18 protein-coding genes and 1 tRNA gene are annotated in these 22,750 nt (G+C 67.5%); 5 read left to right on the forward strand and 14 right to left on the reverse strand.

Going from position 1 to position 22,750, the window contains the following annotated elements; all coding sequences use genetic code 11:
* Nucleotides 1-14 precede the first annotated feature (14 nt).
* Nucleotides 15-383: a VOC family protein gene (locus tag RQG77_RS13225; protein ID WP_311245107.1), complete on the reverse strand. Its 369-nt coding sequence runs from the start codon at nucleotides 381-383 to the stop codon at nucleotides 15-17.
* A gap of 95 nt (nucleotides 384-478) precedes the next feature.
* Between RQG77_RS13225 and RQG77_RS13230 the strand changes: the two genes are divergently transcribed.
* Nucleotides 479-1,804 (forward strand): MFS transporter, encoded by a 1,326-nt coding sequence (locus RQG77_RS13230; protein WP_311245108.1) that lies wholly within the window; start codon nucleotides 479-481, stop codon nucleotides 1,802-1,804.
* 20 nt (nucleotides 1,805-1,824) lie between these two features.
* On the forward strand, nucleotides 1,825-2,250 hold the full coding sequence (locus RQG77_RS13235) for a GNAT family N-acetyltransferase (protein WP_311245109.1): 426 nt from the start codon (nucleotides 1,825-1,827) through the stop codon (nucleotides 2,248-2,250).
* A gap of 24 nt (nucleotides 2,251-2,274) precedes the next feature.
* On the opposite strand, the gene RQG77_RS13240 is transcribed toward RQG77_RS13235, so the two are convergent.
* From RQG77_RS13240 to polA, 6 genes are all read right to left on the reverse strand, one after another.
* Nucleotides 2,275-3,015 carry a formylglycine-generating enzyme family protein gene (locus tag RQG77_RS13240; protein WP_396653415.1) on the reverse strand — a complete coding sequence of 247 codons (741 nt, stop codon included), beginning with the start codon at nucleotides 3,013-3,015 and terminating at the stop codon, nucleotides 2,275-2,277.
* A gap of 11 nt (nucleotides 3,016-3,026) precedes the next feature.
* Complete coding sequence (locus RQG77_RS13245; RefSeq protein WP_311245231.1) at nucleotides 3,027-3,776, reverse strand: SGNH/GDSL hydrolase family protein; 750 nt, start codon at nucleotides 3,774-3,776, stop codon at nucleotides 3,027-3,029.
* A gap of 47 nt (nucleotides 3,777-3,823) precedes the next feature.
* Nucleotides 3,824-5,176 carry an MFS transporter gene (locus RQG77_RS13250; RefSeq protein ID WP_311245111.1) on the reverse strand — a complete coding sequence of 451 codons (1,353 nt, stop codon included), beginning with the start codon at nucleotides 5,174-5,176 and terminating at the stop codon, nucleotides 3,824-3,826.
* A gap of 47 nt (nucleotides 5,177-5,223) precedes the next feature.
* Nucleotides 5,224-6,258, reverse strand: a complete 1,035-nt coding sequence (locus tag RQG77_RS13255) for an LLM class flavin-dependent oxidoreductase (protein ID WP_311245112.1) — start codon at nucleotides 6,256-6,258, stop codon at nucleotides 5,224-5,226.
* A 53-nt stretch (nucleotides 6,259-6,311) separates the two neighbouring features.
* Nucleotides 6,312-7,988 carry a DUF885 domain-containing protein gene (locus tag RQG77_RS13260; protein ID WP_311245113.1) on the reverse strand — a complete coding sequence of 559 codons (1,677 nt, stop codon included), beginning with the start codon at nucleotides 7,986-7,988 and terminating at the stop codon, nucleotides 6,312-6,314.
* 61 nt (nucleotides 7,989-8,049) lie between these two features.
* The gene (gene polA / locus RQG77_RS13265) at nucleotides 8,050-10,683 is read right to left on the reverse strand and encodes a DNA polymerase I (RefSeq protein WP_311245114.1); all 2,634 of its coding nucleotides are present in this window, start codon (nucleotides 10,681-10,683) and stop codon (nucleotides 8,050-8,052) included.
* A gap of 45 nt (nucleotides 10,684-10,728) precedes the next feature.
* On the opposite strand from polA, the gene RQG77_RS13270 reads away from it, so the two are divergent.
* Nucleotides 10,729-11,157, forward strand: a complete 429-nt coding sequence (locus RQG77_RS13270) for a hotdog fold thioesterase (protein WP_311245115.1) — start codon at nucleotides 10,729-10,731, stop codon at nucleotides 11,155-11,157.
* On the opposite strand, the gene RQG77_RS13275 is transcribed toward RQG77_RS13270, so the two are convergent.
* Both RQG77_RS13275 and RQG77_RS13280 read right to left on the reverse strand, forming a co-directional pair.
* A complete protein-coding gene (locus RQG77_RS13275) occupies nucleotides 11,132-11,695 on the reverse strand; it encodes a GNAT family N-acetyltransferase (RefSeq protein WP_311245116.1) in 564 nt (187 codons plus the stop codon). The two genes, RQG77_RS13270 and RQG77_RS13275, sit on opposite strands and share 26 nt — an antisense overlap.
* 3 nt (nucleotides 11,696-11,698) lie before the next feature.
* Nucleotides 11,699-12,319, reverse strand: a complete 621-nt coding sequence (locus RQG77_RS13280) for an ANTAR domain-containing response regulator (protein WP_042536652.1) — start codon at nucleotides 12,317-12,319, stop codon at nucleotides 11,699-11,701.
* 100 nt (nucleotides 12,320-12,419) lie between these two features.
* Here RQG77_RS13280 and RQG77_RS13285 point away from each other — a divergent pair.
* Nucleotides 12,420-12,502: transfer RNA gene (locus RQG77_RS13285), tRNA-Leu, on the forward strand.
* 62 nt (nucleotides 12,503-12,564) lie between these two features.
* On the opposite strand, the gene RQG77_RS13290 is transcribed toward RQG77_RS13285, so the two are convergent.
* A complete protein-coding gene (locus RQG77_RS13290) occupies nucleotides 12,565-13,050 on the reverse strand; it encodes a hypothetical protein (protein ID WP_311245117.1) in 486 nt (161 codons plus the stop codon).
* Nucleotides 13,051-13,166: 116 nt separating this feature from the next.
* Between RQG77_RS13290 and RQG77_RS13295 the strand changes: the two genes are divergently transcribed.
* Nucleotides 13,167-14,420, forward strand: a complete 1,254-nt coding sequence (locus RQG77_RS13295; RefSeq protein ID WP_311245118.1) for an alpha/beta fold hydrolase — start codon at nucleotides 13,167-13,169, stop codon at nucleotides 14,418-14,420.
* Between the two features lie 6 nt (nucleotides 14,421-14,426).
* On the opposite strand, the gene RQG77_RS13300 is transcribed toward RQG77_RS13295, so the two are convergent.
* From RQG77_RS13300 to gltB, 4 genes are all read right to left on the reverse strand, one after another.
* Complete coding sequence (locus tag RQG77_RS13300; protein WP_311245119.1) at nucleotides 14,427-15,086, reverse strand: alpha/beta hydrolase; 660 nt, start codon at nucleotides 15,084-15,086, stop codon at nucleotides 14,427-14,429.
* 148 nt (nucleotides 15,087-15,234) lie between these two features.
* On the reverse strand, nucleotides 15,235-16,686 hold the full coding sequence (gene pyk / locus RQG77_RS13305; protein WP_311245120.1) for a pyruvate kinase: 1,452 nt from the start codon (nucleotides 16,684-16,686) through the stop codon (nucleotides 15,235-15,237).
* 55 nt (nucleotides 16,687-16,741) lie between these two features.
* Nucleotides 16,742-18,208 (reverse strand): glutamate synthase subunit beta, encoded by a 1,467-nt coding sequence (locus RQG77_RS13310; RefSeq protein WP_120492942.1) that lies wholly within the window; start codon nucleotides 18,206-18,208, stop codon nucleotides 16,742-16,744.
* On the reverse strand, nucleotides 18,201-22,724 hold the full coding sequence (gene gltB / locus RQG77_RS13315) for a glutamate synthase large subunit (RefSeq protein ID WP_311245232.1): 4,524 nt from the start codon (nucleotides 22,722-22,724) through the stop codon (nucleotides 18,201-18,203). Before gltB ends, RQG77_RS13310 begins: the two co-directional genes overlap by 8 nt.
* Nucleotides 22,725-22,750 lie beyond the last annotated feature (26 nt).

Raw genomic sequence — 22,750 nt, forward strand, 5'->3', positions numbered from 1 at the left:
CCTCTATTCTGCTCTCACTGGGCTGCCCAGACGCCCAGCTCGTTGCCGCTCGGGTCCACGAAATGCAGTCGTCGACCGCCGGGGAAGTCGTATGGGCCCTGCGTGACTGCGCCACCGGCTTCCGCTATCACGGTGTGCGTGGCATCGAGGTCATCGGAGTACAGGAGCACGAGCGGACCGCCCGCGGGACGCGCCTGGTCGGACAGCAGAAGGCCGCCCACCTCGGACCCATCGCCGGTAGGCGAGGCGATGCCCGCATAGGCGGGCCCGTAGTCGACGAAGACCCATCCGAAGGTGTCGCCGTAGAAGCGCTTCGCGGTCTCGAGATCGTTCACGACGAGCTCGACGTAGTTGATGGAGTGGTGCACGGGTGCAGGTGTCATGCGGCCACGGTAGCGACAGCATCCGACATCCGGAAGAGCATGCCGCGGCGCTGCGAGCGACCGGCGGGGCCGCGCACCAGGAGTAGCGTGGAAGGGTGCAACAGGTTCCCCACTCCCCCGTGACTTCGCCGGGGTGGAGGGCCTGGCTCATCTGGGGTGTGGGTGTCGCCGCCTACGTTCTGGCGATCACCAATCGCACCTCGTTGGGAGCGGTCGGCGTCGAAGCGGCCGACCGGTTCCAGGCTGATGCCTCCACACTCGCGCTGTTCGCCGTGGTGCAGCTCGCGGTCTACGGCGGCATGCAGATCCCGATCGGGATCCTCCTCGATCGTTTCGGGTCGCGCCCCATCATGACGGTCGGCATGCTGCTCATGGCTGCGGGGCAGCTCACCATGGCGCTCTCCCCCAGCATCGGCATCGCTGTGTTCGCGCGCATCCTGCTCGGCGCGGGGGACGCAGCGATCTTCCCTGCGGTGCTGCGTCTCGTCGCCACGTGGTTCCCCGCGCAGCGAGGCCCGATCATGGTGCAGTTCACCGGCATCATCGGGCAGGGCGGACAGCTCATCGCTCTCGTCCCGCTGGCCGCGCTCCTGCACGCGACGACCTGGACGATCACGTTCGGCAGCATCGCCGGACTCGGTGTGCTGTTCACGATCCTCGTCGCGCTCCTCATCCGCAATCATCCGGCCGAACGCGGCGCAGACGTCTCGGTCGACACCGACACGGGCGTGATCCGAGTCGTTACCTCGGCGATCGACACGGGCGTCGGCATCCGCGCAGCATGGGCCCACCCGGGCACGCGACTCGCCTTCTGGTCTCACTTCACGGCGCCGTTCGCCGGCACCGCCTTCATCCTGCTGTGGGGAATGCCGTTCCTCACGGCGGCCCAGGGACTCGATACCGCCCACGCGGCCGGGATCATCTCGGTCTATGTGGTCGCGGGCATGGCACTCGGCCCGATCATCGGCGACCTCTCGAGACGCCTTCCCAACCAGCGCTCCGTCGCGCTCGTGCTCCCGGCGGTCGGAGTGCAGTTCGTCGCGTGGGTCGCCGTCATCGCCATGCCGGAACCCGCGCCGATCTGGCTTCTATACGTGCTCGCGGTGGCTCTCGCCACGGGCGGCCCCGCGAGCATGATCGCCTTCGACCACGCCCGCACGCACAATCCGTCGCACCGTCTGAGCACGGCGACAGGAGTGACCAACGCCGGCGGCTTCATCGCCGCGCTCATCGCGATCTGGCTGATCGGTCTCGCGCTCGACATCCAGGGCGCCGGAACGCCCGAGACCTACACGTTCGAGGCGTTCCGCATCGCGTTCCTGATGCCGATCCCGCTCTGGATCCTCGGCGTCACGTTCATCGTGATCGAACGCAAGCGCACCCGCATCCGGATGGGCCTGGACCCCGAGAAGCGACGCTGACATCTCCTAGGATGAAGCGCATGTCCGCAGCTTTCACGTTCTCCACCGACCCGTCTCTCATCGACCGCGACCTGGTGCACCACTGGCTCAGCGTCGAGTCCTACTGGGCTCAGGGGCGGACCAGGGAGACCCAGGATGCCGCGATCGACGCGTCGAGGAACTACTCGGTGTGCGATTCCGACGGCCGACAGGTCGCGTACGCACGCGTCGTCACCGACGGGGTGACATTCGCATGGTTGTGCGATGTGTTCGTCGACGAAGCTGCTCGTGGCAACGGCGTCGGTCGGATGATCGTCGAAGGTGTCATCGAGGACCTGCAGGACTCGTCGACCGTGAAGAGGATCGTGCTCGCCACGAGTACCGCAGACGGCCTGTATGCGCAGTACGGATTCGCCGAGTCTCCGGGGCCGAACCGTTACATGATCAAGCAGATGCCGCGCGGCTGAGGATCTGCGGCCTCGACGAACAGTTCAGCGTCCTGGACGTCGCAGCGGCGTCCAGCCGACCGGCACCGGGCCGTCGAACGCGGCCCGTTCACGATCGGCGCGGTCCGACCAGCCCTGCGCCTCTCCCTGCGTGTCGAAGGCGCCGCGGGCCACGCGGAGTCCGACATCCTCGTGGTGCATGCGCGGGGCGCCGCCGCGCCGGACGGACGCACGGACGCTCCATGAGTCGTCTGCGAAGCCTCCGCCGCGGAACACACGGTAGTCGTCGTAACGGGCGGGATCGAGCAGATCCCAGCACCACTCCCACACGTTGCCGAGAGTGTCGAACAGCCCGTGGAGGTTGGGCAGCTTGCCGCCCACATCCTGTGGCGTCGCGACCCCGTCTGCGCTCGTCCAGGCCGCGTCTGCCAGTGGGGCATAGTGCGGCCCGGTCGAACCGGCCCTGCAGGCGTACTCCCATTCCGACTCGGTGGGAAGCCGATAGCCATCACCCGTGACATCCCAGGAGACGTCTTCGCCGTCAAAGCGATATACCGGATCGAGCCCTTCCCATTCGGATGCCGCGTTGCAGAAGTGCACCGCGCGAAGCCAGCTCAGATCTGCGGCCGGTCGACGGGGATGTCTCGAAGGGATCGGCAGCACCTCGGCGAACTGCTCCTCGGTGATCGGGAACACGCCGATCTCGAAATCCTCGACATCCACGGTGCGCTCGACCTTGCGACGCGCGTCATGCAGCGTCACCGGCCCACCGCTGATGCGGCGCATCTCGATGTCGGTCACGCCTGAGGCACTCTCTCGACCCATTCCGGGTACTTCGCGGCTCGGCCATCACCGGACGACGTGCGCGTGACGCGCCGCCTGACCCAGGGGCCGACGAACTCGCGGTAGTAGGCGAGACCCGCGGGTCCGCCCGCGGTGAGCGACGTCGGCGACCACCAGGTCGACGGCGGCTCGAAGCCCAGGCCGTGCAGAACGCGAGCGGCGACTCGATGATGGCCGGCCGCGTTCATGTGCAGGCGGTCCTCCGACCAGTATTTCGCGCCGGCGAGCTCGCGATCCGGCCAGTTGAGCGCTCGCACCACATCGTCGCGCCCCTCGACCCTGCGCAGCACGGCATCGGAGAGCTGGTCGCCACGTCGCTGCACGAGTGACCCCATCGGCAGCTGCCCGCTCGGGTTCGCACCCGACAGCAGGATCAGCGTCACGCCCTCTTCATCGCACCGCCGGAGCACTCTGCTGAACGCGTCGGCGATGTGCTCGAGATCGGTCCTCGGACGCAGCATGTCGTTGCCGCCGCCGTTGAAGGAGAGGTGCGTGGGTCGAAGAGCGAGTGCCGGTTCGAGCTGCTGCTCGACGATGGGCCAGGCGAGCTTCCCGCGGATCGCGAGGTTCGCGTAGCTGATCGAGTGCCCTGCGGCATCCGCCCACCCCTGTGCGACGAGGTCGGCCCAGCCGCGTTCTCGTCCGTCCGGCAGCACATCACCCACTCCCTCGGTGAAGGAATCGCCGATGGCCACATAGCGCACGTCTGTCACCACGACAGCCTATTCCCGCTCCTGGACATGCGGCTTCATCAGCGGTCGTCGAGTGCGACTCCCCCACGATCGACCAGGCCCCACGCGGCGGCCGCCGCGGCGACGAAACATGCTCCGAACACCACGAACAGCGCGGGCGCTCCCCCGGCCACGAGGATGACGGGAACAGCCAGAGGGGCGACGATCGAGGCGATGCGCCCCACACCGGCCGCCCAGCCGGCGCCCGTGCCTCGGAGCGACGTCGGGTAGATCTCGGGAGTGACGGCGTAGAGAGCGCCCCACGCGCCGAGATTGAAGAACGAGAGCGCCATGCCGGAGCCGATGATCGCGGCCTCGGTGGTCGACGTGCCGAAGAAGACGGCAGAGATGGCGGAGCCGACCAGGAACACAGACAGGGTCGTGCGGCGTCCCCAGACTTCGATCAACCACGCGGCGACGGCGTAGCCGGGCAGCTGGGCGAGCGTGATGATCAGTGTGAACCCGAAGGAGCGGACGAGATCGAACCCCGCGTCGACGAGGATGCTGGGGATCCAGATGAATGCGCCGTAGTAGGCGAAGTTCACGCAGAGCCAGACGATCCACAGGCACAGCGTGCGAACGCGGAACTCGGCGTTCCAGAGGGTTGTGAGGCGTGCCCTGGTGGTGATGGCGATCGCACGCGAGACCGGCTCTCGTCTGATCGCCGGCCCCGGCTCGACGCCGGCATCCGCCTCGAACGTCGAGACGATGCGGTCGGCCTCGGCGATGCGGCCACGGGATGCGAGCCACCGGGGCGACTCCGGCAGACCCCAGCGAACGACCAGCGCATAGACGGCGGGGATCGCGCCGAGCGCGAAGGCCCAGCGCCATCCGTCGTCGGATGCGGGGATCACGAAGAAGCCGATGAGCGCCGCGGCTGTCCACCCCAGGGCCCAGAACGCCTCGAGGATCACGATGAGTCGCCCGCGTATCCGCGCCGGAGCGAACTCGCTCACGTAGGTCGAGGCCACGGGGAGCTCCGCGCCGAGCCCGAGACCGACGAGGAATCGCAGCACGAGGAGAGCGGCCAGTCCGCCGACGAGGGCACTCGCGCCCGTGGCGATCCCGTAGATCAGGAGCGTGAGCGCGAAGACCTGGCGTCGCCCCAACCGGTCGGCGAGGAGGCCGCCGAGGGTCGCACCGAGCGCCATGCCGATGAACCCCACGGATGCGATCCATCCGGCATCCGTCTTGGTCAGGCCCCACTGCTGGGTGAGGGCGGCGAGGATGAACGAGATGAGGCCGACATCCATCGCGTCGAGCGCCCAGCCGACACCGGATCCGGTGAGCAGCCGTAGATGGCGACGCGTGAACGGAAGGTCGTCGAGACGCCCGGCGATCGATGCCCGGCTCGGCAGCGCGGTGTTGGCCATGCCTACATCGTAGGGGCGTGCACCGGGCCGCCGAGCCCGTGGGCCAGTCAGTCGCGGTCGGCGAGCAACCTGCGCACGCGCGGGATGACCTCGGAGCCGTAGAGCTCGATGCTGCGCATCATCGCCTCGTGCGACAGGGTTCCCGTGGCGTACTTCATGTCGAAACGGCCGAGGCCCAGTGTCGTGACCGTGTCGGCGATCTTCGCGGCGACGCGATCAGGCGAGCCGACGTACAGCGCGCCGGCCGGTCCGATGTCGTTCTGGAACCGTGCGCGGCTGTAGGGAGGCCACCCGCGCTCGCGTCCGATCGTGTTGTTCATCGCCTCGAAACCGGAGTACGCGGCCTCCCACGCCTCGTCATCGGTGTCGGCGATGTGCCCCGGCGAGTGCACGGCGATCGGGTGCGAGGTCGTGCCGAACGATGCCACGGACCGATGGTAGAGGTCGACGAACTGCCGGAATCGCCCCGCGGGCCCCCCGATGATCGCGAGCATCAGACCGAGCCCGTGCCTGGCGACACGCACGACGGACTCCGGGCTTCCGCCGACGCCGACCCAGGTGCGCAGGCCGTTCTCGCTCTTGGGGAAGACGTTCGCATTCTCTAGCGAGGCGCGCATGGTTCCCGACCACGTCACCGGCTCCTCCTTGAGCAGCTCGACGAACAGCTCGAGCTTCTGCTCGAACAGCGCGTCGTAGTCGCGCAGGTCGTAGCCGAACAGGGGGAACGACTCGATGAACGATCCACGGCCGAGGACGACCTCGGCCCGGCCGTTCGAGAGCGCGTCGAGCGTCGAGAAGCGCTCGAACACGCGCACCGGGTCGTCCGAGGACAACACGGTCACCGCGGTGCCGAGACGGATGTCCTTCGTGCGTCCGGCGATCGTGGCCAGAACCATTTCGGGAGCCGAGACGGCGAACTCGGTGCGGTGGTGCTCCCCCACTCCGAAGAAGTCGACGCCGACGCTGTCGGCCATCTCCGCCTGCTCGACGATGTTGCGGATCGTCTGCGCTCCCGTGAGGAGTTCGCCGTCGGCGCCCCTCGTGATGTCGCCGAAGGTGTCCAGCCCGAACTCGATGCTCATGTCAGCCCTTTCTATTCAACTGAATGAACACAGGTCGGGCCGGACACATTCCCTCACCGTGAGAGAAGAGCTGTGCGAAGCGTGTCGAGGCCGACACCGCCCATGTCGAGAGCCCGCTTGTGGAACTCCTTGACGTCGAAGTCGGCTCCGCGTTCCGCCTGGTAGGCGTCGCGCACCTGCTCCCAGATGCGCTGACCGACCTTGTACGACGGCGCTTGCCCTGGCCACCCCAGGTAGCGGTTGACCTCAAACTGCACGAACTGGTCGGACATGTTCACGTTCTTGCGCATGAAGTCGAGTGCGTAGTCCGCATCCCAGATGCCTTCGCCGTCGAGACGGGGCTTGCCGAGGTGCACCCCGATGTCCAGCACCACGCGAGCCGCGCGCATGCGCTGACCGTCGAGCATGCCGAGTCGATCGGCTGGGTCGTCGAGGTAGCCGAGCTGCTGCATGAGACGCTCCGCGTAGAGGGCCCAGCCCTCGGCATGGCCCGACGTGCCGGCGAGCAGGCGCCGCCATGAGTTGAGTTCAGCCCGGTTGTAGACCGCCTGGGCGATCTGCAGGTGATGTCCCGGAACGCCCTCGTGGTAGACGGTCGTGAGCTCGCGCCACGTGTCGAACTCGGTGACACCCTCCGGGACGGACCACCACATGCGCCCGGGGCGCGAGAAGTCGTCTGTCGGGCCCGTGTAGTAGATGCCACCCTCCTGGGTGGGGGCGATCATGCACTCGAGCGTGCGGATCGCTTCGGGAATGTCGAAGTGCGTGGCTCCGAGCTCGGCGACCGCTCGGTCGCTTGTCTCCTGCATCCAGCGCTGCAGCGCCTCTGTGCCGACGAGCTTGCGGGCCGGATCTGCCTCGAGGTGGGCGACGGCCTCCTCGACCGTGGACCCGGGAAGGATCTCGTTCGCGATCGCGGTCTGTTCCGCGACCATGCGCGCGAGTTCCTCGCGTCCCCACTCGTAGGTCTCGTCGAGATCGATCGTCGCGCCGAGGAAGCGGCGCGAGTTCAGGGCGTAGAGCTCGCGGCCCACGGCGTCGACCTCGGTCGCGGCAGGAGCCAGCTCCTCTGCGAGGAAGCTCCGCAGCTCGTCGTAGGCCACGCGTGCCGCCGCCGAGTTGTCGGCCAGGGTGCGGGCGAGGGATGCCGGGAGGTTGCCCTCCTGCGGGGCGGCGTCCGCGACGAAGGCGGCGAAGAATCCGTCATCGGCCGTGTAGCGATCGATCTGAGTGGCGACCTCGACGACCTGACGACGCGCGGGCGTGACGCCGGCGGCGATACCGGCTCGCAGCGTCTCGGTGTAGCCGCGGAGCGCATCGGGCACCGCAGCGAGTCGCGTGGCGATGACCGACCAGTCGTCTGCGGTCGCGGTGGGCATCAGGTCGAACGCCGAGCGGACGTCCTGCGCCGCCGAGGCGATCACATTGAGGTCTCGCAGGTGCCACTTCGCGTCGTGCAGCTCGAGATCGAGGCCGAGCTCAGCCGAGAGGTCGGTCTTGGTCACCTCGTCGATCGCGTCGACCGGCTCGAGGGCGTCGAGCTTCGCGAGCGTTGCACGGGTGGCCGACGCGATCTCCTCGTGACCGGCGGGGCTCAGGTCGCCGAACCGGTCGTTGACCTCGTCCCGACCGATGTAGGTGCCGAGCGTCGGGGCGAGCACCGCGATGGTGTCGACCCACTCATCGGCGACTTTGTCGATGGCAGACGGGGTGCGGGGTGATGAGGTCATCCCTCCAGCGTAGCCCCGCACCCTCGACGCAGGATATCGGTCTGGTGCGCGTGCCCGAGGGTCAGTGCGCGGCTTCGTTCCAGTCGTGTCCTCGTCCGACCTGCACGTCGAGTGGCACCGTGAGATCGGCCGCATCGCCCATGCGGGCGCGGACGATCCGCTCGGTCGCATCCCACTCCCCCGGAGCCACTTCGACCACGAGCTCGTCGTGGATCTGCAGAAGGGCGCGCGAGCTGAGGCCCTCGGTGCGCAGATCCTCGTGGATGTGCAGGAGGGCGATCTTCATGATGTCCGCGGCGCTTCCCTGAATGGGAGCGTTGAGCGCTGCTCGCTCGGCGTTCTCCCGCAGCACGCGGTTCGGGCTCGCGAGGTCGGGGAACGGACGGCGGCGTCCGAAGATCGTCTCGGTGTACCCGACCTCCTTGGCCTTCATCACCGACGCACGGAGATAGTCGCGCACCGCACCGAACCGCGCGAAGTACTCGACCATCAGCTGCTTCGCCTCGGATTGCTCGATGCGGAGCTGCTTCGACAGGCCGAACGCCGACAGGCCGTAGACGAGCCCGTACGACATCGCCTTGACCTTGGTGCGCATGGCCGCGGTCACGTCGCCCGGCTCTACACCGAACACGCGCGCCCCGACGAACCGGTGCAGGTCCTCGCCGCTGTTGAACGCCTCGATGAGGCCCTCGTCTCCGGAGAGGTGCGCCATGATGCGCATCTCGATCTGCGAGTAGTCCGCGGTGAGCAGTGACTCGTAGCCTTCCCCGACCTGGAACGCACTGCGGATGCGGCGCGATTCCTCCGTGCGCACGGGGATGTTCTGCAGGTTCGGATCGGTGCTCGAGAGCCGGCCGGTCTGACTGCCCGTCTGCACGTAGGTGGTGTGCACTCGGTCGTCGTCCCCGATCGCCGTGTCGAGCGACTCGATGATCTGCCGCAGCTTCGTGGCCTCGCGGTGCTGGAGCAGGAGTCCGAGGAACGGATGCGGGTGCGACTCCTGCAGATCGGCCAGCACCGCGGCATCCGTCGAGTACCCCGTCTTCGTCTTGCGGGTCTTCGGAAGCTGCAGGTCGTCGAAGAGCACCTCCTGCAGCTGCTTCGGCGAGCCGAGATTGAACTCGCGGCCGACGATTCCGAACGCCTCCTGCGCGAGCCCCTCGGCGCGCGTGGCGAGTTCGCCCGAGAACGTCGAGAGCACCTCGTGCGACACGGCGACGCCGGCCACCTCCATGTCGGCGAGAGTCAGCAGCGTGGGAAGCTCGATGTCGGTCAGGACGGCGGCCACCGACTCGGGGATGTCCTCGCGCAGCGCAGTGGCGACGCGCAGGGCGAACCAGGCCTCCTGCGAGGGAGTGGCGCCTTCTGTCTCGGGGACCAGCTGAGACGGATCCGCCTCGGGGAGCTTCTCGCCGAGGTACCTCTCGACGAGGTCGCCGAGAGTCTTGTCGGGGAAGCTCGGGCGCAGCAGCCAGCCGGCGAGGCTGGTGTCGTACGCGAGTCCGTGCACGCGGACCCCCTGTCGCAGCAGCGCCTTGACCTGGGGCTTCGCGTCGTGGAGCACCTTGGGGCTCGTCGACTCGAACCACGGGCTCAGCACCTCGACGGCGTCATCGGTCCAGTCGAGCTCGCGGAGCTCCTTCTCCGTCGCAGCACCCACTCGGGTGGGCGCCCCGCCCTGGATCAGGATCCGCACCGCGACATCGCCTGTCTGGGCGTCCGCCCAGGTGACGAACTCGGCAGGCGTGACCTGAACGGGCTCTGGCAGGACGACTGCCGCGGCCGGATCGTCGGCGACCTCGCCGGCTCCGACGGCCTCGAACACGCGTGGCAGGAGCGTGCGGAACTCGAGACGGGCGAAGATGTCGCGGACTGCCTGAGCGTCGATAGGCGCCACCGCGAGGTCGTCGGGAGCGACGGGGAGCTCGACATCCGTCAGCAGTCGGTTGAGTCGACGGTTGCGCCGGACGTCCTCGATATGGTCGCGGAGGTTTCCTCCCACCACGCCCTTGATCTCCTCGGCTCGCTCGAGCAGATCGTCGAGAGACCCGAACTGCGTGAGCCACTTGACGGCGGTCTTCTCGCCGACCTTGGGCACACCGGGCAGGTTGTCGCTGGTCTCGCCCACCAGGGCGGCGATGTCGGGGTACTGCTCGGGGCGCACTCCGTAGCGCTCCTGCACGGTCACGGGGTCGTATCGCTTGAGCTGCGAGACTCCTTGCACCGAGGGGTAGAGCAGTGTCACGTCATCGGTGACGAGCTGGATCGTGTCCCGGTCTCCGGAGACGACGAGGACGTCGTATCCCTGCTCAGCACCCTGGGTCGACAGAGTGGCGAGGATGTCGTCGGCCTCGAACCCCTCTTTGGTGAGCACGGGGATCGACATCGCGGCGAGGCAGTCCTGCAGCAGCGGGATCTGGCCGCGGAATTCCTGGGGCGACTCGGACCGGGTCGCCTTGTATTCGGGGTACTGGTCGGTGCGGAAGGAATGACGCGAGGTGTCGAAGGCGATCGCCATGTGCGTGGGCTGCTCGGCCTTGATGAGGTTCACCAGCATCGACAGGAAGCCGTAGATGGCGTTCGTGTGCTGGTTGTCCTTCGTGGTGAAGTTTTCGACCGGAAGGGCGAAGAAGGCACGGTAGGCGAGCGAATGGCCGTCGACGACCATGAGGGTAGGCTTTGCGGAGTCCGTCACCCTGTCAGCCTAACGAGGACGACAGACACCCGCTGAGGAGGATCCATGACCGAGACCGCGACGAGCGCAGGACTCGACTGGGCGACAGCCCGTGGGATGGGCGCACTCGCCCAGAAGATGGGCATGGAGTTCCTCGAGTTCACCACCGAACGCTGTGTCGCGACACTCCCGGTCGAGGGCAACACGCAGCCCGTGGGCCTCATGCACGGTGGTGCCTACGTGGTGCTGGGCGAGTCGCTCGGCTCGATGGCCGCGAACCTGCACGCGGGCCCCGGCCGGCTCGCGGTCGGAGTGGACATCAACGCCACCCACACGCGCTCCGCCACGTCGGGCCTCGTGACGGGTGTCTGCACGCCGGTGCATCTCGGACGGAGCATCACGGTACACGAGATCGTCGTCTCCGACGATCAGGGTCGCCGGTGCTCGACGATCCGGATCACCAACATGATCAAGGACGCTCCGGAGGCACGCTGACCGGCTCATCCAGCAGCAGCTGGAACAGCAGGTGATCCTGCCAGTCCCCCGCGATCCGCAGATACTGCGCCGCGATGCCGATGCGCTCGAAGCCGGCGTCCGCGAGGACACGCTGAGACCCGGTGTTGTGCAGCAGCGTCGCAGCCTGCAGGCGATGCAGCCTCACCTCGTCGCGTGCGTAGGCGGCGACCCGACGTACGCTCTGCGAGGCAAGACCACGACGTAGTCGCGTCCGGTCGATCCAGTAGCCCAGATCAGCGCTCCAGAACGCACCACGGACGATGTTGTTGAGGTTGATCCGTCCACGGATCTCGCCGTCGGACGACTCGATCACGAACCGGATGTTCCGACCGGCGGACGCTTCGATCACACACTGCTCGGCGTGAAACTCCTGCCAGTGCGGCGTGAAGAACTCCGGCTCCCTGAGCGGTTCCCATGGCGCGAGATGCTCTCGATTCGCGGAATAGGCTCTCGCGAGCGCAGCGCCGTCGCCGGTCTTGACCGGCCGCAGAACGTGCTCCGCGTCGAGCGGAAGCACAGACTACTTCTTAGGCGCGAGCTGCTCGATGATCGCCTTCGCGACGTCCTGCATCGTGAGGCGGCGGTCCATGGACGCCTTCTGGATCCAGCGGAACGCCTCGGGCTCAGAAAGGCCCATCTTCTCGTTGAGCAGACCCTTCGCCCGGTCGACGAGCTTGCGGGTCTCGAAGCGCTCGACCATGTCGGCGACCTCGGCCTCGAGCGTGATGATCTGCTCGTGGCGTGCGAGAGCGATCTCGATCGCCGGCAGCAGGTCGTTCGGGGTGAAGGGTTTGACGACGTAAGCCAGTGCTCCGGCCTCGCTCGCGCGCTCCACGAGCTCTTTCTGGCTGAAGGCCGTGAGGAGCACGACCGGGGCGATGTTGCCCTTGTGCAGCTTCTCGGCGGCGCTGATGCCATCGAGCTGCGGCATCTTGACATCCATGATGACGAGGTCGGGGCGCAGCTCGGTCGCGAGTGCGACGGCGGTCTCACCGTCACCGGCCTCGCCGACGACATCGAAGCCGTTGTCGCGGAGGATCTCGACGATGTCGAGACGGATCAGCGACTCGTCCTCGGCGACGACGACGCGTCGGGGTGCGGATGACGTGGGCTGCTCGGCTGCCTGTTCTTGCTCGGTCACAGATCCATCCTAGTGGAGTCGGTCTCCGAGGTCCCGATGGGCGCGGCGCGCGCCCGTGATCGTGCGCGCTCTGCGCTACAGTCGAAGACGCGATACACGAGCCGGCGTGGCGGAATGGCAGACGCGGAGCACTCAAAATGCTTTGTCCGAAAGGGCGTGTGGGTTCGAGTCCCACCGCCGGCACATACAACGTGATCGAACCGGGTGCGGTGCCGGATGCCCGGCTGAGCCGACTCCGGTCGAGATCACTCCCCCGGAGCGGACCCGACCCGGACCCAGATCTCTCCGTCGATCAGCAGATACCGGTCCAGCGAAGGACGCATGACACGGAGCAGTTCGCGCTCCGCGGCTGCAGGGCTGTCAGCTTGAAGCAGGCCGATGGGGACGAGGCTCTGGATCAGAGCGTCGAGGTTCTCGTCCGACGCCTCGACCGCAGCGCCGTCCACCAGCACTGGTCCGTACGCGCGACCGCTGTGGATCCGCTCGCCGCCCGTTCCGAGGACCGTATCCGCCCCGCGTGTCTGCGCGACGTAGGTCGGCACGCACGCGAACGCATCGCACGAGCGGAACCTTCGCTTGAGCCGATAGCGGACTCCGATGCTCCCCGGCTTCATCGGCGGCAGCGGCTCGTCCGCCGAGTCGGCGGATGTCCCCGAGAGAGCTCCCCCGGGCGCGCTGAGGAGGAGCGGGTCGCCGTCGAGGCGTTCGCGCGTGTCGGGTTCGAAGGTCACGTCATCCATAGGTGGGGCGAAGACGTGTCGGCCACGGCAGCACCTCGACCAGAGTAGCCGTCCTGCCGTCGGTCGTGCATCTGTCGCGCGCCGGATCGATGCGCTAGACAGATCCCATGCACTCGCGCCGATCCGCCGACATCTGGTACCGCACCAGAGCTCGGCGCCGCGGGTTCCTCATCGTTCTGCTGGTCGTCGCGCTGATCGCCGGTGTCTTCGCCGTCGATGCCGTCCGGCGACACGTCGAGGGCGAGGCCGATCTGCAGACCGACCCTGCCTTCTACACCGTTCCGGATCCGCTTCCTGCAGGCGACCCAGGAGAGATCATCCGCGTCGAGGCGATCGCCAGCGCTCCCCTCGGGTCGACCGCCTGGCGCGTGATCTATCACTCGCGTGACGTCTCCGGAACGGACATCCCGGTCTCCGCGGTCGTGATCATCCCCGATACGCCGGCTCCTGCGCAAGGACGGACCGTCGTCTCCTGGGGGCACCCCACGACGGGTGCCGCGCAGAAGTGCGCGCCATCGCTCGGCGTCGATCCGTTCCAACTGATCGAAGGCGTCCACGAGCTCCTTCTCGAGGGATACGCCGTGGTCGCCACCGACTATCCAGGGCTCGGTGTGCAGGGGGCTTCGTCGTATCTGCTCGGCATCCCCGAGTCGAACAGCGTCCTCGATGCGGTGCGCGCGGCACGGGCGATCAAGGACGCACAGATCGGCGAGCGGTTCCTGCTCTGGGGACACTCGCAGGGTGGGCAGGCGGTGCTCTTCGCCGCCGAGCGCGCCGAAGAGTACGCTCCCGAGCTGACCCTTCTCGGGGTGGCAGTCGCCGCTCCCGCCGCTGACCTCACCGAGCTGATGAGCGACGACATCGTGGACGTCTCCGGCGTCACGATCGCCTCCTACGCGATCCCGGCCTACGAGGCGGCGTACGCGGACAGGTACTCCGCCGATGAGCTCGCGGGCATTCTCACACCCGCGGGTATCGCGGCCACCCCCGACATGGCGGCGCTCTGCCTGCTCTCCGAGAACAAGGAGATCCACGCGATAGCCGACCCGCTCATCGGGGGCTACGTGACGAGCGACCCGTCTACAACCGAACCCTGGAAGACTCTGCTGACGGAGAACAGCGCGGGCTCGACACCCATCACGGTTCCCGTGTTCGTCGGACAGGGGCTGGCAGACGAACTCGTGAAGCCGGCAGCCACCGAGGACTACGTGACGCTCCTCTGCTCGCAGGGGGTCGATGTCAGCTCCCATCGGTATCCGGACGTCGATCACGGTCTCGCCGCGTACGCGGCGTTGCCCGAGATGCTGATCTGGCTCTCCGGCGTGACGTCGGGCGCCGCTCCGACGAGCGACTGCCCCTAGCGCGGATCAGCCCTCGGCGAGGCCGGCGACCTCGGCGAGGACGCGAGGGTCCGCCAGGATCCGGAAGTGCCCACCGGTCTCGATGCGCACGTTCTTGCGTGCACCGACCAGCTCGCTCCCCTCGGGGATGTGCGGGTCGAAGACGGCATACACCGACACGATCCTCTCGTTCACCTCGAGATGCTTCGCGAGCTCGACGATCGACGGGTCCGAAGGCGAGAACGCCCACAGCGAGCGGACTGGGAGGAGCCGCGCGTAACGGGAACCGCCGAACGGCGTGGCGACCGCGAGCATGGCACGGATGCGGCCTCCGGAGACACCGGCCATCGCGAGCTTTCCCGCAAGCCCGCCCTTGCTGTGAGCGACGAGGATCACATCGGTCATCCGGTTCGTCTCGAGGAACTCCTCCACGACCCGCGCGGCGTCGTGCACCGGCCGCTGATTGCGTTCGAGACCGTCGAGGACGTGAACGGGATGACCGCGATCATGCAGCGCGGTGATCAGCGGCTGCATGAACCTCCAGGTCTCGTAGACCCCCGGAAGGATGAGCAGCGGTGCAGCATCACCGGTCTCGAATGCTTTCGCGTCCTGTCGATCGAAGGCCGCCCGGAACTGCCAGTACACGGCATACGCGTAGTCGGCGATCCACCACCCGGCTCTCTTCACGAGAAAGATGATCCACTCCCCTGCCACTCTCGTCGACGCAGGTGCGTCCCGCTCGACGATACGCCGGAGGTGATCGTAGGCGCGGCGCCGCCCCGGGGTACGACGAAGGGGCGGAACAATCGTTCCGCCCCTTCGCTGTGAAATCCGGTCAGACCGTGGCTTCCTTGTAGATCGGAGCCGCGCCGTTCACGGCGTCCCCGACCTTGTGCACGCGGATGTCGTTGGTAGACCCCACGATTCCGGGAGGAGAACCGGAGATGACGACGACCTTGTCTCCCTCGACGGCGAGGCCGCTCGAGAGCAGGTAGTCGTCGACCTGCAGGTACATCAGGTCGGTGTGCTGGACCATGTCCACGAGCTTCGACTGGATGCCCCAGGTCAGTGCCATACGGCGACGGATGTTCGGCTCAGGCGTGAACGCGATCATCGGGATGCGCGAGCGCAGCCGCGACAGACGACGCGCCGAATCGCCGGACTGGGTGAAGACGCAGAGGTACTTCGCTTCGACGAACTCGGCTACCTCGAGGGCGGCGAGGGTGATCGCACCTCCCTGCGTGCGGGGCTTGGTCGTCAGGGGCGCGATGCGCTCCAGGCCATGCTCCTCGGTCGACTCGATGATGCGGGCCATGGTCTCGACCACGACGATCGGGTAGTCGCCCACGCTGGTCTCGCCCGAGAGCATCACGGCATCGGCACCGTCGAGAACCGCGTTCGCGACGTCCGAGGTCTCGGCGCGCGTGGGCACGGGGCTGTTGATCATCGACTCGAGCATCTGCGTCGCGACGATGACCGGCTTCGCCATGCGGCGCGCCAGCTCGACGGCGCGCTTCTGCACGATCGGCACGGCCTCGAGCGGGAGCTCGACGCCGAGGTCACCGCGGGCGACCATGATCGCGTCGAACGCGTCGACGATCCCCTCGAGCGCGTCGACGGCCTGCGGCTTCTCGACCTTGGCGATGACGGGGACCTTGACGCCCTCCTCGGCCATGATCTCGTGCACGCGACTGACGTCCTCCGCGTTGCGGACGAACGACAGGGCGATGAGGTCGGCGCCGATGCGCAGACCCCAGCGGAGGTCGTCCTCGTCCTTCTCGCTCAGAGCGGGGACGTTGACCGCGACACCGGGGAGGTTGATGCCCTTGTTGTTGGACACGGCTCCGGCGACGATGACGCGCGTGGTGACGGTGACGCCGTCGGTCTCGACGACCTCGACGCGGACCTTGCCGTCGTCGATCAGCAGGAAGTCGCCCGGCTTGACGTCCTGGGGCAGGCCCTTGAACGTCGTGCCGCAGATGTCCTTGTTGCCGATGATGTCTTCGGTCGTGATCTTGAAGATGTCGCCCTTGGCGAGCTCGTAGGGGCCGGCCTCGAACTTGCCCAGGCGGATCTTCGGTCCCTGCAGGTCGACGAGGATGGCGACGGCGCGGCCCGCGTCGTCGGCTGCCCGACGCACGTTGGCGTAGTTGTTCTCGTGCACGGAGTAGTCACCGTGGCTGAGGTTCAGACGGGCGACGTCCACGCCGGCGTCGATGAGTGCACGGACGGTCTCATACGTGGATGTGGCGGGGCCCAGGGTGGCGACGATTTTCGCGCGTCTCAAAGATTGCTCCAGGGTAGTGGGGGATGGAAATCAGGCGACGGTGCCGCGGCTCAGCCTACGCGGGCTGAAGGCCGATAGCGACTTCATGCGGACGCACCGGCTCGGGGAGCACGGTGGTTCCCATGAGGAACCGGTCGACGTTCGCCGCCGCCGCACGTCCTTCGGCGATCGCCCAGACGATGAGCGACTGCCCGCGGCCCGCGTCTCCGGCGACGAAGACGCCGGGAACGGTGGACTCGTAGCTGTCGTCGCGGCGGAAGGCGCCGCGGTCGGTCAGCTGCGGGAGCGTGTCCTCGGTGTAGCCGTCCTGCTCGGGGCCGGTGAAGCCCATCGCGATGAGGACGAGGTCCGCGGGGATCTCGCGCTCAGTGCCGCTCTTGGGCACGCGACGGCCGTCGATGAACTCGGTCTCGGCGACGCGCAGCGCACGGACCTCTCCCACGTCGTTCGAGAGGAACTCGACGGTGGAGGCGAGGAAGACGCGCTCACCACCCTCTTCGTGAGCGGAGGCGACCTCGAACAGCGTCGGCATCATCGGCCAGGGCTGGTGCCCCGGACGCTCGGTGCCAGGCTGCTTGCCGATCGCGAGGTTGGTGACACTCAGCGCGCCCTGACGGTGCGCCGTGCCGATGCAGTCCGCACCGGTGTCTCCACCGCCGATGACGATGACGTGCTTGCCCTCGGCCGTGATCTGCTCGGGGACCTTGTCACCGGCCACAGCGTGGTTGGACTCGACGAGGTACTCCATCGCGAAGTGCACGCCGTCGAGATCGCGGCCGGGAATGGACAGGTCGCGGGGAACCGTCGATCCGGTGGCGATCACGATCGCGTCATAGCGCGCCCGGAGATCGGCCCACGAGATGTCCTTGCCGATCTCGACGCCGGCGCGGAAGCGGGTGCCCTCTTCCTGCATCTGGCGAAGGCGCGATTCCAGCTGCCCCTTCTCCATCTTGAAGTCGGGGATGCCGTAGCGCAGGAGGCCGCCGATGCGGTCGTCGCGCTCGAAGACCGCGACGGTGTGGCCGGCGCGGGTCAGCTGCTGAGCGGCGGCGAGACCTGCGGGGCCGGAGCCGACGACGGCGACCGTCTTGCCGGTCAGCCGAGCAGGAGGCTGCGGCTCGACCCAGCCCTTGGCGAAGGCCTCGTCGATGATCGAGACCTCGATCTGCTTGATCGTGACCGCGGGCTGGTTGATGCCGAGCACGCACGAGCTCTCACACGGGGCGGGGCACAGACGACCCGTGAACTCCGGGAAGTTGTTCGTGGCGTGCAGGCGATCGATCGCCGCGCGCCCCTCACCACGCCAGGTCAGGTCGTTCCACTCGGGGATCAGGTTCCCGAGCGGGCAGCCCTGGTGGCAGAACGGCACACCGCAGTCCATGCAGCGACCGGCCTGGCGCTTAAGGACCGCCTGATCGCCCGCCTCGTAGACCTCTTTCCAGTCCATGATGCGCACCGGCACGGGGCGACGCTTCGGGAGCTCACGCTCCGTGGTCTTCAGAAAGCCTTTGGGGTCAGCCACCGGTCACCTCCAGGATGCGGTTCCAGACGATGTCGCCGTCGGGATCGATGCCCTCGGCGACTGCTTCCTCGCGCATGCTGCGCACTGCGGCGTAGTCCCGCGGAAGCACCTTCGTGAACTGGCCGGCGGTCTCATCGAACCGCGCCAGGATGTCGGATCCGAGCGGCGATGCCGTCTTCTCCACGTGTGCGACGATCAGGCTGCGCAGCACCTCGAGATCGGCGCGGTCGAGCGGCTCGAGCCGAAGCTCGCCGCTGCCGAGCGACTGCGCGTTCACCTTGCCGGTGTCGAGCGAGTGGATGTAGGCCACTCCCCCGGACATACCGGCACCGAGGTTGCGGCCCGTCGATCCGAGGATCACCGCGACGCCGCCCGTCATGTACTCGAGTGCGTGGTCTCCCACGCCCTCCACGACAGCGGTGGCTCCCGAGTTCCTCACGAGGAATCGTTCGCCGACGACACCCGACAGGAACATGGTCCCCGCCGTCGCGCCGTAGCCGATCACGTTACCGGCGATCACGTTCTCGTGCGGCTCGATGGCCGAGCCCCGTGCCGGACGGATCGTGATGTCACCACCCGACAGCCCCTTGCCGACGTAGTCGTTCGCGTCGCCTTCGAGACGAAGCACGATGCCCGAGGGCAGGAACGCACCGAGCGACTGACCGGCGGTGCCGTGCAGAGTGACGTCGATCGTGCCGCTGGGGAGCCCTGCGGCGCCGTGACGAGACGTGACCTGGTGGCCCAACATGGTGCCGACCGCACGCTCGGTGTTGGCGATCGGCAGCTCGACGACCACCGGCTCGCCGTTCAGGAGAGCGGGCTTCGCGATGTCGATCAGCTGCACGTCGAAGTGCTTCTCGAGCTCGTGATCCTGGGTGCGGCGGCTGCGACGCGGCTCGCTCGCCGGGAACGCCGGTCCTTCGAGCACCGGGCTCAGGTCGAGGCCCTCGGCCTTCCAGTGCTCCAGGGCCGCGTTCGCCTCGATCAGCTCTGCGCGTCCGACGATCTCGTCGATCGAGCGGAAGCCGAGCTCTGCGAGCAGCTCGCGCACCTCTTCAGCGATGAACTCCATGAAGTTCACCACGAACTCCGGCTTGCCCGTGAAGCGCTCACGAAGAACCGGGTTCTGGGTGGCCACGCCCACGGGGCAGGTGTCGAGATGGCAGACGCGCATCATGATGCAACCGCTGACGACGAGGGGTGCGGTGGCGAAACCGAATTCCTCCGCGCCGAGCAGCGCGCCGATGATGACGTCGCGGCCTGTCTTCAGCTGACCGTCGACCTGCACCACCACGCGGTCGCGCATGCCGTTGAGCATGAGCGTCTGCTGCGTCTCGGCAAGACCGAGCTCCCACGGGGTTCCCGCGTGCTTGAGGGAGTTCATCGGGCTCGCACCCGTGCCTCCGTCGTGACCGGACACGAGGATGACGTCGCTGAGCGCCTTGGCGACGCCCGCGGAGACCGCTCCGATGCCGGACTGGCTGACGAGCTTGGTGTGGATGCGCGCCTCGGGGTTCGCCCGCTTCAGGTCGAAGATGAGCTGCTTGAGATCTTCGATCGAGTAGATGTCGTGGTGCGGAGGGGGCGAGATCAGACCGACACCCGGCGTACCGCCACGCGTGCGGGCGACCCAGGGGTAGACCTTCTGCGGGGGCAGCTGACCGCCTTCGCCGGGCTTGGCGCCCTGAGCGAGCTTGATCTGGATGTCGTCGGCCTCGGTGAGGTACAGGCTCGTGACGCCGAAGCGCCCCGATGCGACCTGCTTGATGGCGCTGCGACGCTCGGGGTCGAGCAGACGGTCGGCGTCCTCGCCGCCTTCACCGGTGTTCGACTTGCCGCCGATCCGGTTCATGGCGATCGCGAGGGTCTCGTGCGCCTCCTTGGAGATCGAGCCGTAGCTCATGGCCCCCGTGGAGAAGCGCTTGACGATCGCGGACACAGGCTCGACCTCGTCGAGCGGAACCGCCTTGCGGGTGCCTGTGCGCAGCGTGAACAGTCCACGCAGCGTCTTGAGCTCGGCGGCCTGGTCGTCGACGAGCTTGGTGTACTCGCGGAAGATGTCGAAGCGGCGCTCGCGCGTGGCGTGCTGCAGCTTGAACACGGTCTCGGGGTTGAAGAGGTGCGGCGAGCCGTCACGACGCCACTGGTACTCGCCGCCGGTCCACAGACGCTCGTGGGCACGAGCGGCCTCGTCTTCGGGATAGGCGTAGTCGTGACGCGCCTGGTTCTCGATGAAGATCTCTTGGATGCCGATCCCGCCGAGCTTCGACTCGGTGCGCGTGAAGTAGCGGTCGATGAACTCCTCGCTCAGACCGACGGCCTCGAACACCTGGGCACCCGCGTACGAGGACACCGTGGAGATGCCCATCTTCGACATGATCTTCAGCACGCCCTTGCCGAGCGCGTAGATCAGGTTGCGGACGGCCTTCTCGGGGCTGATGCCCGTGATGTAGCCGGTGCGCACGAGGTGCTCCACCGTCTCCATCGCGAGGTACGGGTTCACCGCCGAGGCACCGTAGCCGATCAGGGTCGCGACATGGTGGACCTCGCGGACGTCACCGGCCTCGACGATCAGACCGACCTTCATACGGTTCTCACGACGGATCAGGTGGTGGTGCACGGCCGAGACCATGAGCAGCGACGGGATCGGGGTCAGATCCTTGTTCGAGTCGCGGTCGGACAGGATGATGAACTCGGCACCCTGCTCGATGGCCTCGTCGACCTCGTCGCACATCTCTGTCAGACGCTTCTCGAGCGTGTTCGACCCCGCGTCGAAGTGATACAGGCCCTTGATCGTCACGCTGGAGCGATCGGGCATCGCCTTGTCGATGTGGCGGATCTTCGCCAGCTCGTCGTTGTCGATCACCGGGAAGTCGAGCGACACCGTGCGGGTGTGGTCGGGTCCCCAGGTGAGCAGGTTGCTCTCGGGGCCGAGGCCGAGCTTCAGGCTGGTGACGACCTCTTCGCGGATCGAGTCCAGCGGCGGGTTGGTGACCTGCGCGAACTGCTGCGTGAAGTAGTCGAAGAGCAGGCGCGGACGCTTGCTGAGCACGGCGATCGGGGTGTCCGATCCCATGGCGCCCAGCGGCTCCATCCCGGTCTGCCCCATCGGGGTGAGGAGGATCCGCACCTCTTCCTCGGTGTAGCCGAAGGTGCGCTGACGACGGGTGATCGATGCCGGCGGGTGCACGATGTGCTCACGCTCGGGGAGATCGGCGAGACGCACCGATCCGGCATCCAGCCACTCCTGCCAGGGGTGCATGGTGGCGAGGTCATGCTTGACCTCTTCGTCCTCGATGATGCGCTTCTGCGCCGTGTCGACGAGGAACATCTTGCCGGGCTGCAGGCGCCCGCGGCGCTTGATGCGCTCGGGCTCGAACGTGAGCACACCGGTTTCGGAGCCGATCACGATCAGGCCGTCGGTGGTCTCGGTCCAGCGCCCCGGGCGCAGTCCGTTGCGGTCGAGCGTCGCACCGACGACCGTGCCGTCGGTGAAGATGAGGGCTGCGGGACCGTCCCACGGCTCCATCTGGTTCGAGTGGTACTCGTAGAACGAGCGCAGCTCGGGCGAGATGTCGGACTGCTTCTCGTAGGCCTCCGGGACCATCATCATGATGGCGTGCGGGAGGCTGCGTCCTGTGAGGGTCAGCAGCTCGAGCACCTCGTCGAAGGACGCCGAGTCGCTGGCCCCGTCGGTGCAGATCGGCAGCAGGGGCGCGACGTCGCCGAGCAGCTCGGACTCGAGCTGGGACTGACGGGCGCGCATCCAGTTGCGGTTTCCGCCGACCGTGTTGATCTCGCCGTTGTGCGCGAGCATCCGCAGCGGCTGCGCGAGCGGCCACGACGGGAACGTGTTGGTCGAGTAGCGCGAGTGCACGACCGCGAGCTCGGACATGAAGCGCTCGTCCTGCAGGTCGGGGTAGAACGGCTCGAGCTGCAGGGTCGTGACCATGCCCTTGTATCCGAGGGTGCGGGCCGACAGCGACACGAAGTAGGCGCCGAGCTCGTGCCCGGCGCGCTTACGCAGGCGGTAGGCGACGCGGTCGAGGGCGATCCCCGTCAGAGGGGCCTGCGAGTGCGTCGCTCCCCCGGCGCTCACGAAGAGCTGCTCGAAGGCGGGGCGCGCCTCGTCGGCGAGCTTGCCCAGGTTGTCGTTGACCGTGGGCACCTCACGCCATCCGAGGACCCGGAGGCCCTCGGCGCGGGCGATCTTCTCGATGCCGGCCTTCTGCTGGCGGCGTTCGCTGGAGTCACGCGGGAGGAACGCCAGACCCGCGGCGTATTCGCCGACCGGGGGCAGTTCGAAATCGGTGACCGCTCGCAGGAACGCGTCGGGCATCTGCGTCAGGATGCCCGCGCCGTCTCCGGTGCCGGCATCCGAGCCGATCGCACCGCGGTGCTCGAGGTTGCGCAGCGCTTCGAGCGCCAGCGCGATGATGTCGTGGCCGGCTTCGCCACGAAGGGTCGCGACCATGGCCAGGCCACAGGCGTCCTTCTCGAACGCCGGGTTGTACATGCCCTGCTTCGGCGGGTAAGCGCCGG

It is taken from the genome of Microbacterium sp. WCS2018Hpa-23, assembly GCF_031843845.1.
Lineage (GTDB): Bacteria > Actinomycetota > Actinomycetes > Actinomycetales > Microbacteriaceae > Microbacterium.

Excerpts from the sequence above, each read along its gene's own strand:
- RQG77_RS13225 (WP_311245107.1), bottom strand. The coding sequence starts at position 383 with ATGACACCTGCACCCGTGCACCACTCCATCAACTACGTCGAGCTCGTC.
- RQG77_RS13235 (WP_311245109.1), top strand. The coding sequence starts at position 1,825 with ATGTCCGCAGCTTTCACGTTCTCCACCGACCCGTCTCTCATCGACCGC.
- RQG77_RS13240 (WP_396653415.1), bottom strand. The coding sequence starts at position 3,015 with ATGCGCCGCATCAGCGGTGGGCCGGTGACGCTGCATGACGCGCGTCGC.
- RQG77_RS13250 (WP_311245111.1), bottom strand. The coding sequence starts at position 5,176 with ATGGCCAACACCGCGCTGCCGAGCCGGGCATCGATCGCCGGGCGTCTC.
- RQG77_RS13255 (WP_311245112.1), bottom strand. The coding sequence starts at position 6,258 with ATGAGCATCGAGTTCGGGCTGGACACCTTCGGCGACATCACGAGGGGC.
- RQG77_RS13260 (WP_311245113.1), bottom strand. The coding sequence starts at position 7,988 with ATGACCTCATCACCCCGCACCCCGTCTGCCATCGACAAAGTCGCCGAT.
- RQG77_RS13270 (WP_311245115.1), top strand. The coding sequence starts at position 10,729 with ATGACCGAGACCGCGACGAGCGCAGGACTCGACTGGGCGACAGCCCGT.
- RQG77_RS13295 (WP_311245118.1), top strand. The coding sequence starts at position 13,167 with ATGCACTCGCGCCGATCCGCCGACATCTGGTACCGCACCAGAGCTCGG.
- gltB (WP_311245232.1), bottom strand. The coding sequence starts at position 22,724 with ATGTACAACCCGGCGTTCGAGAAGGACGCCTGTGGCCTGGCCATGGTC.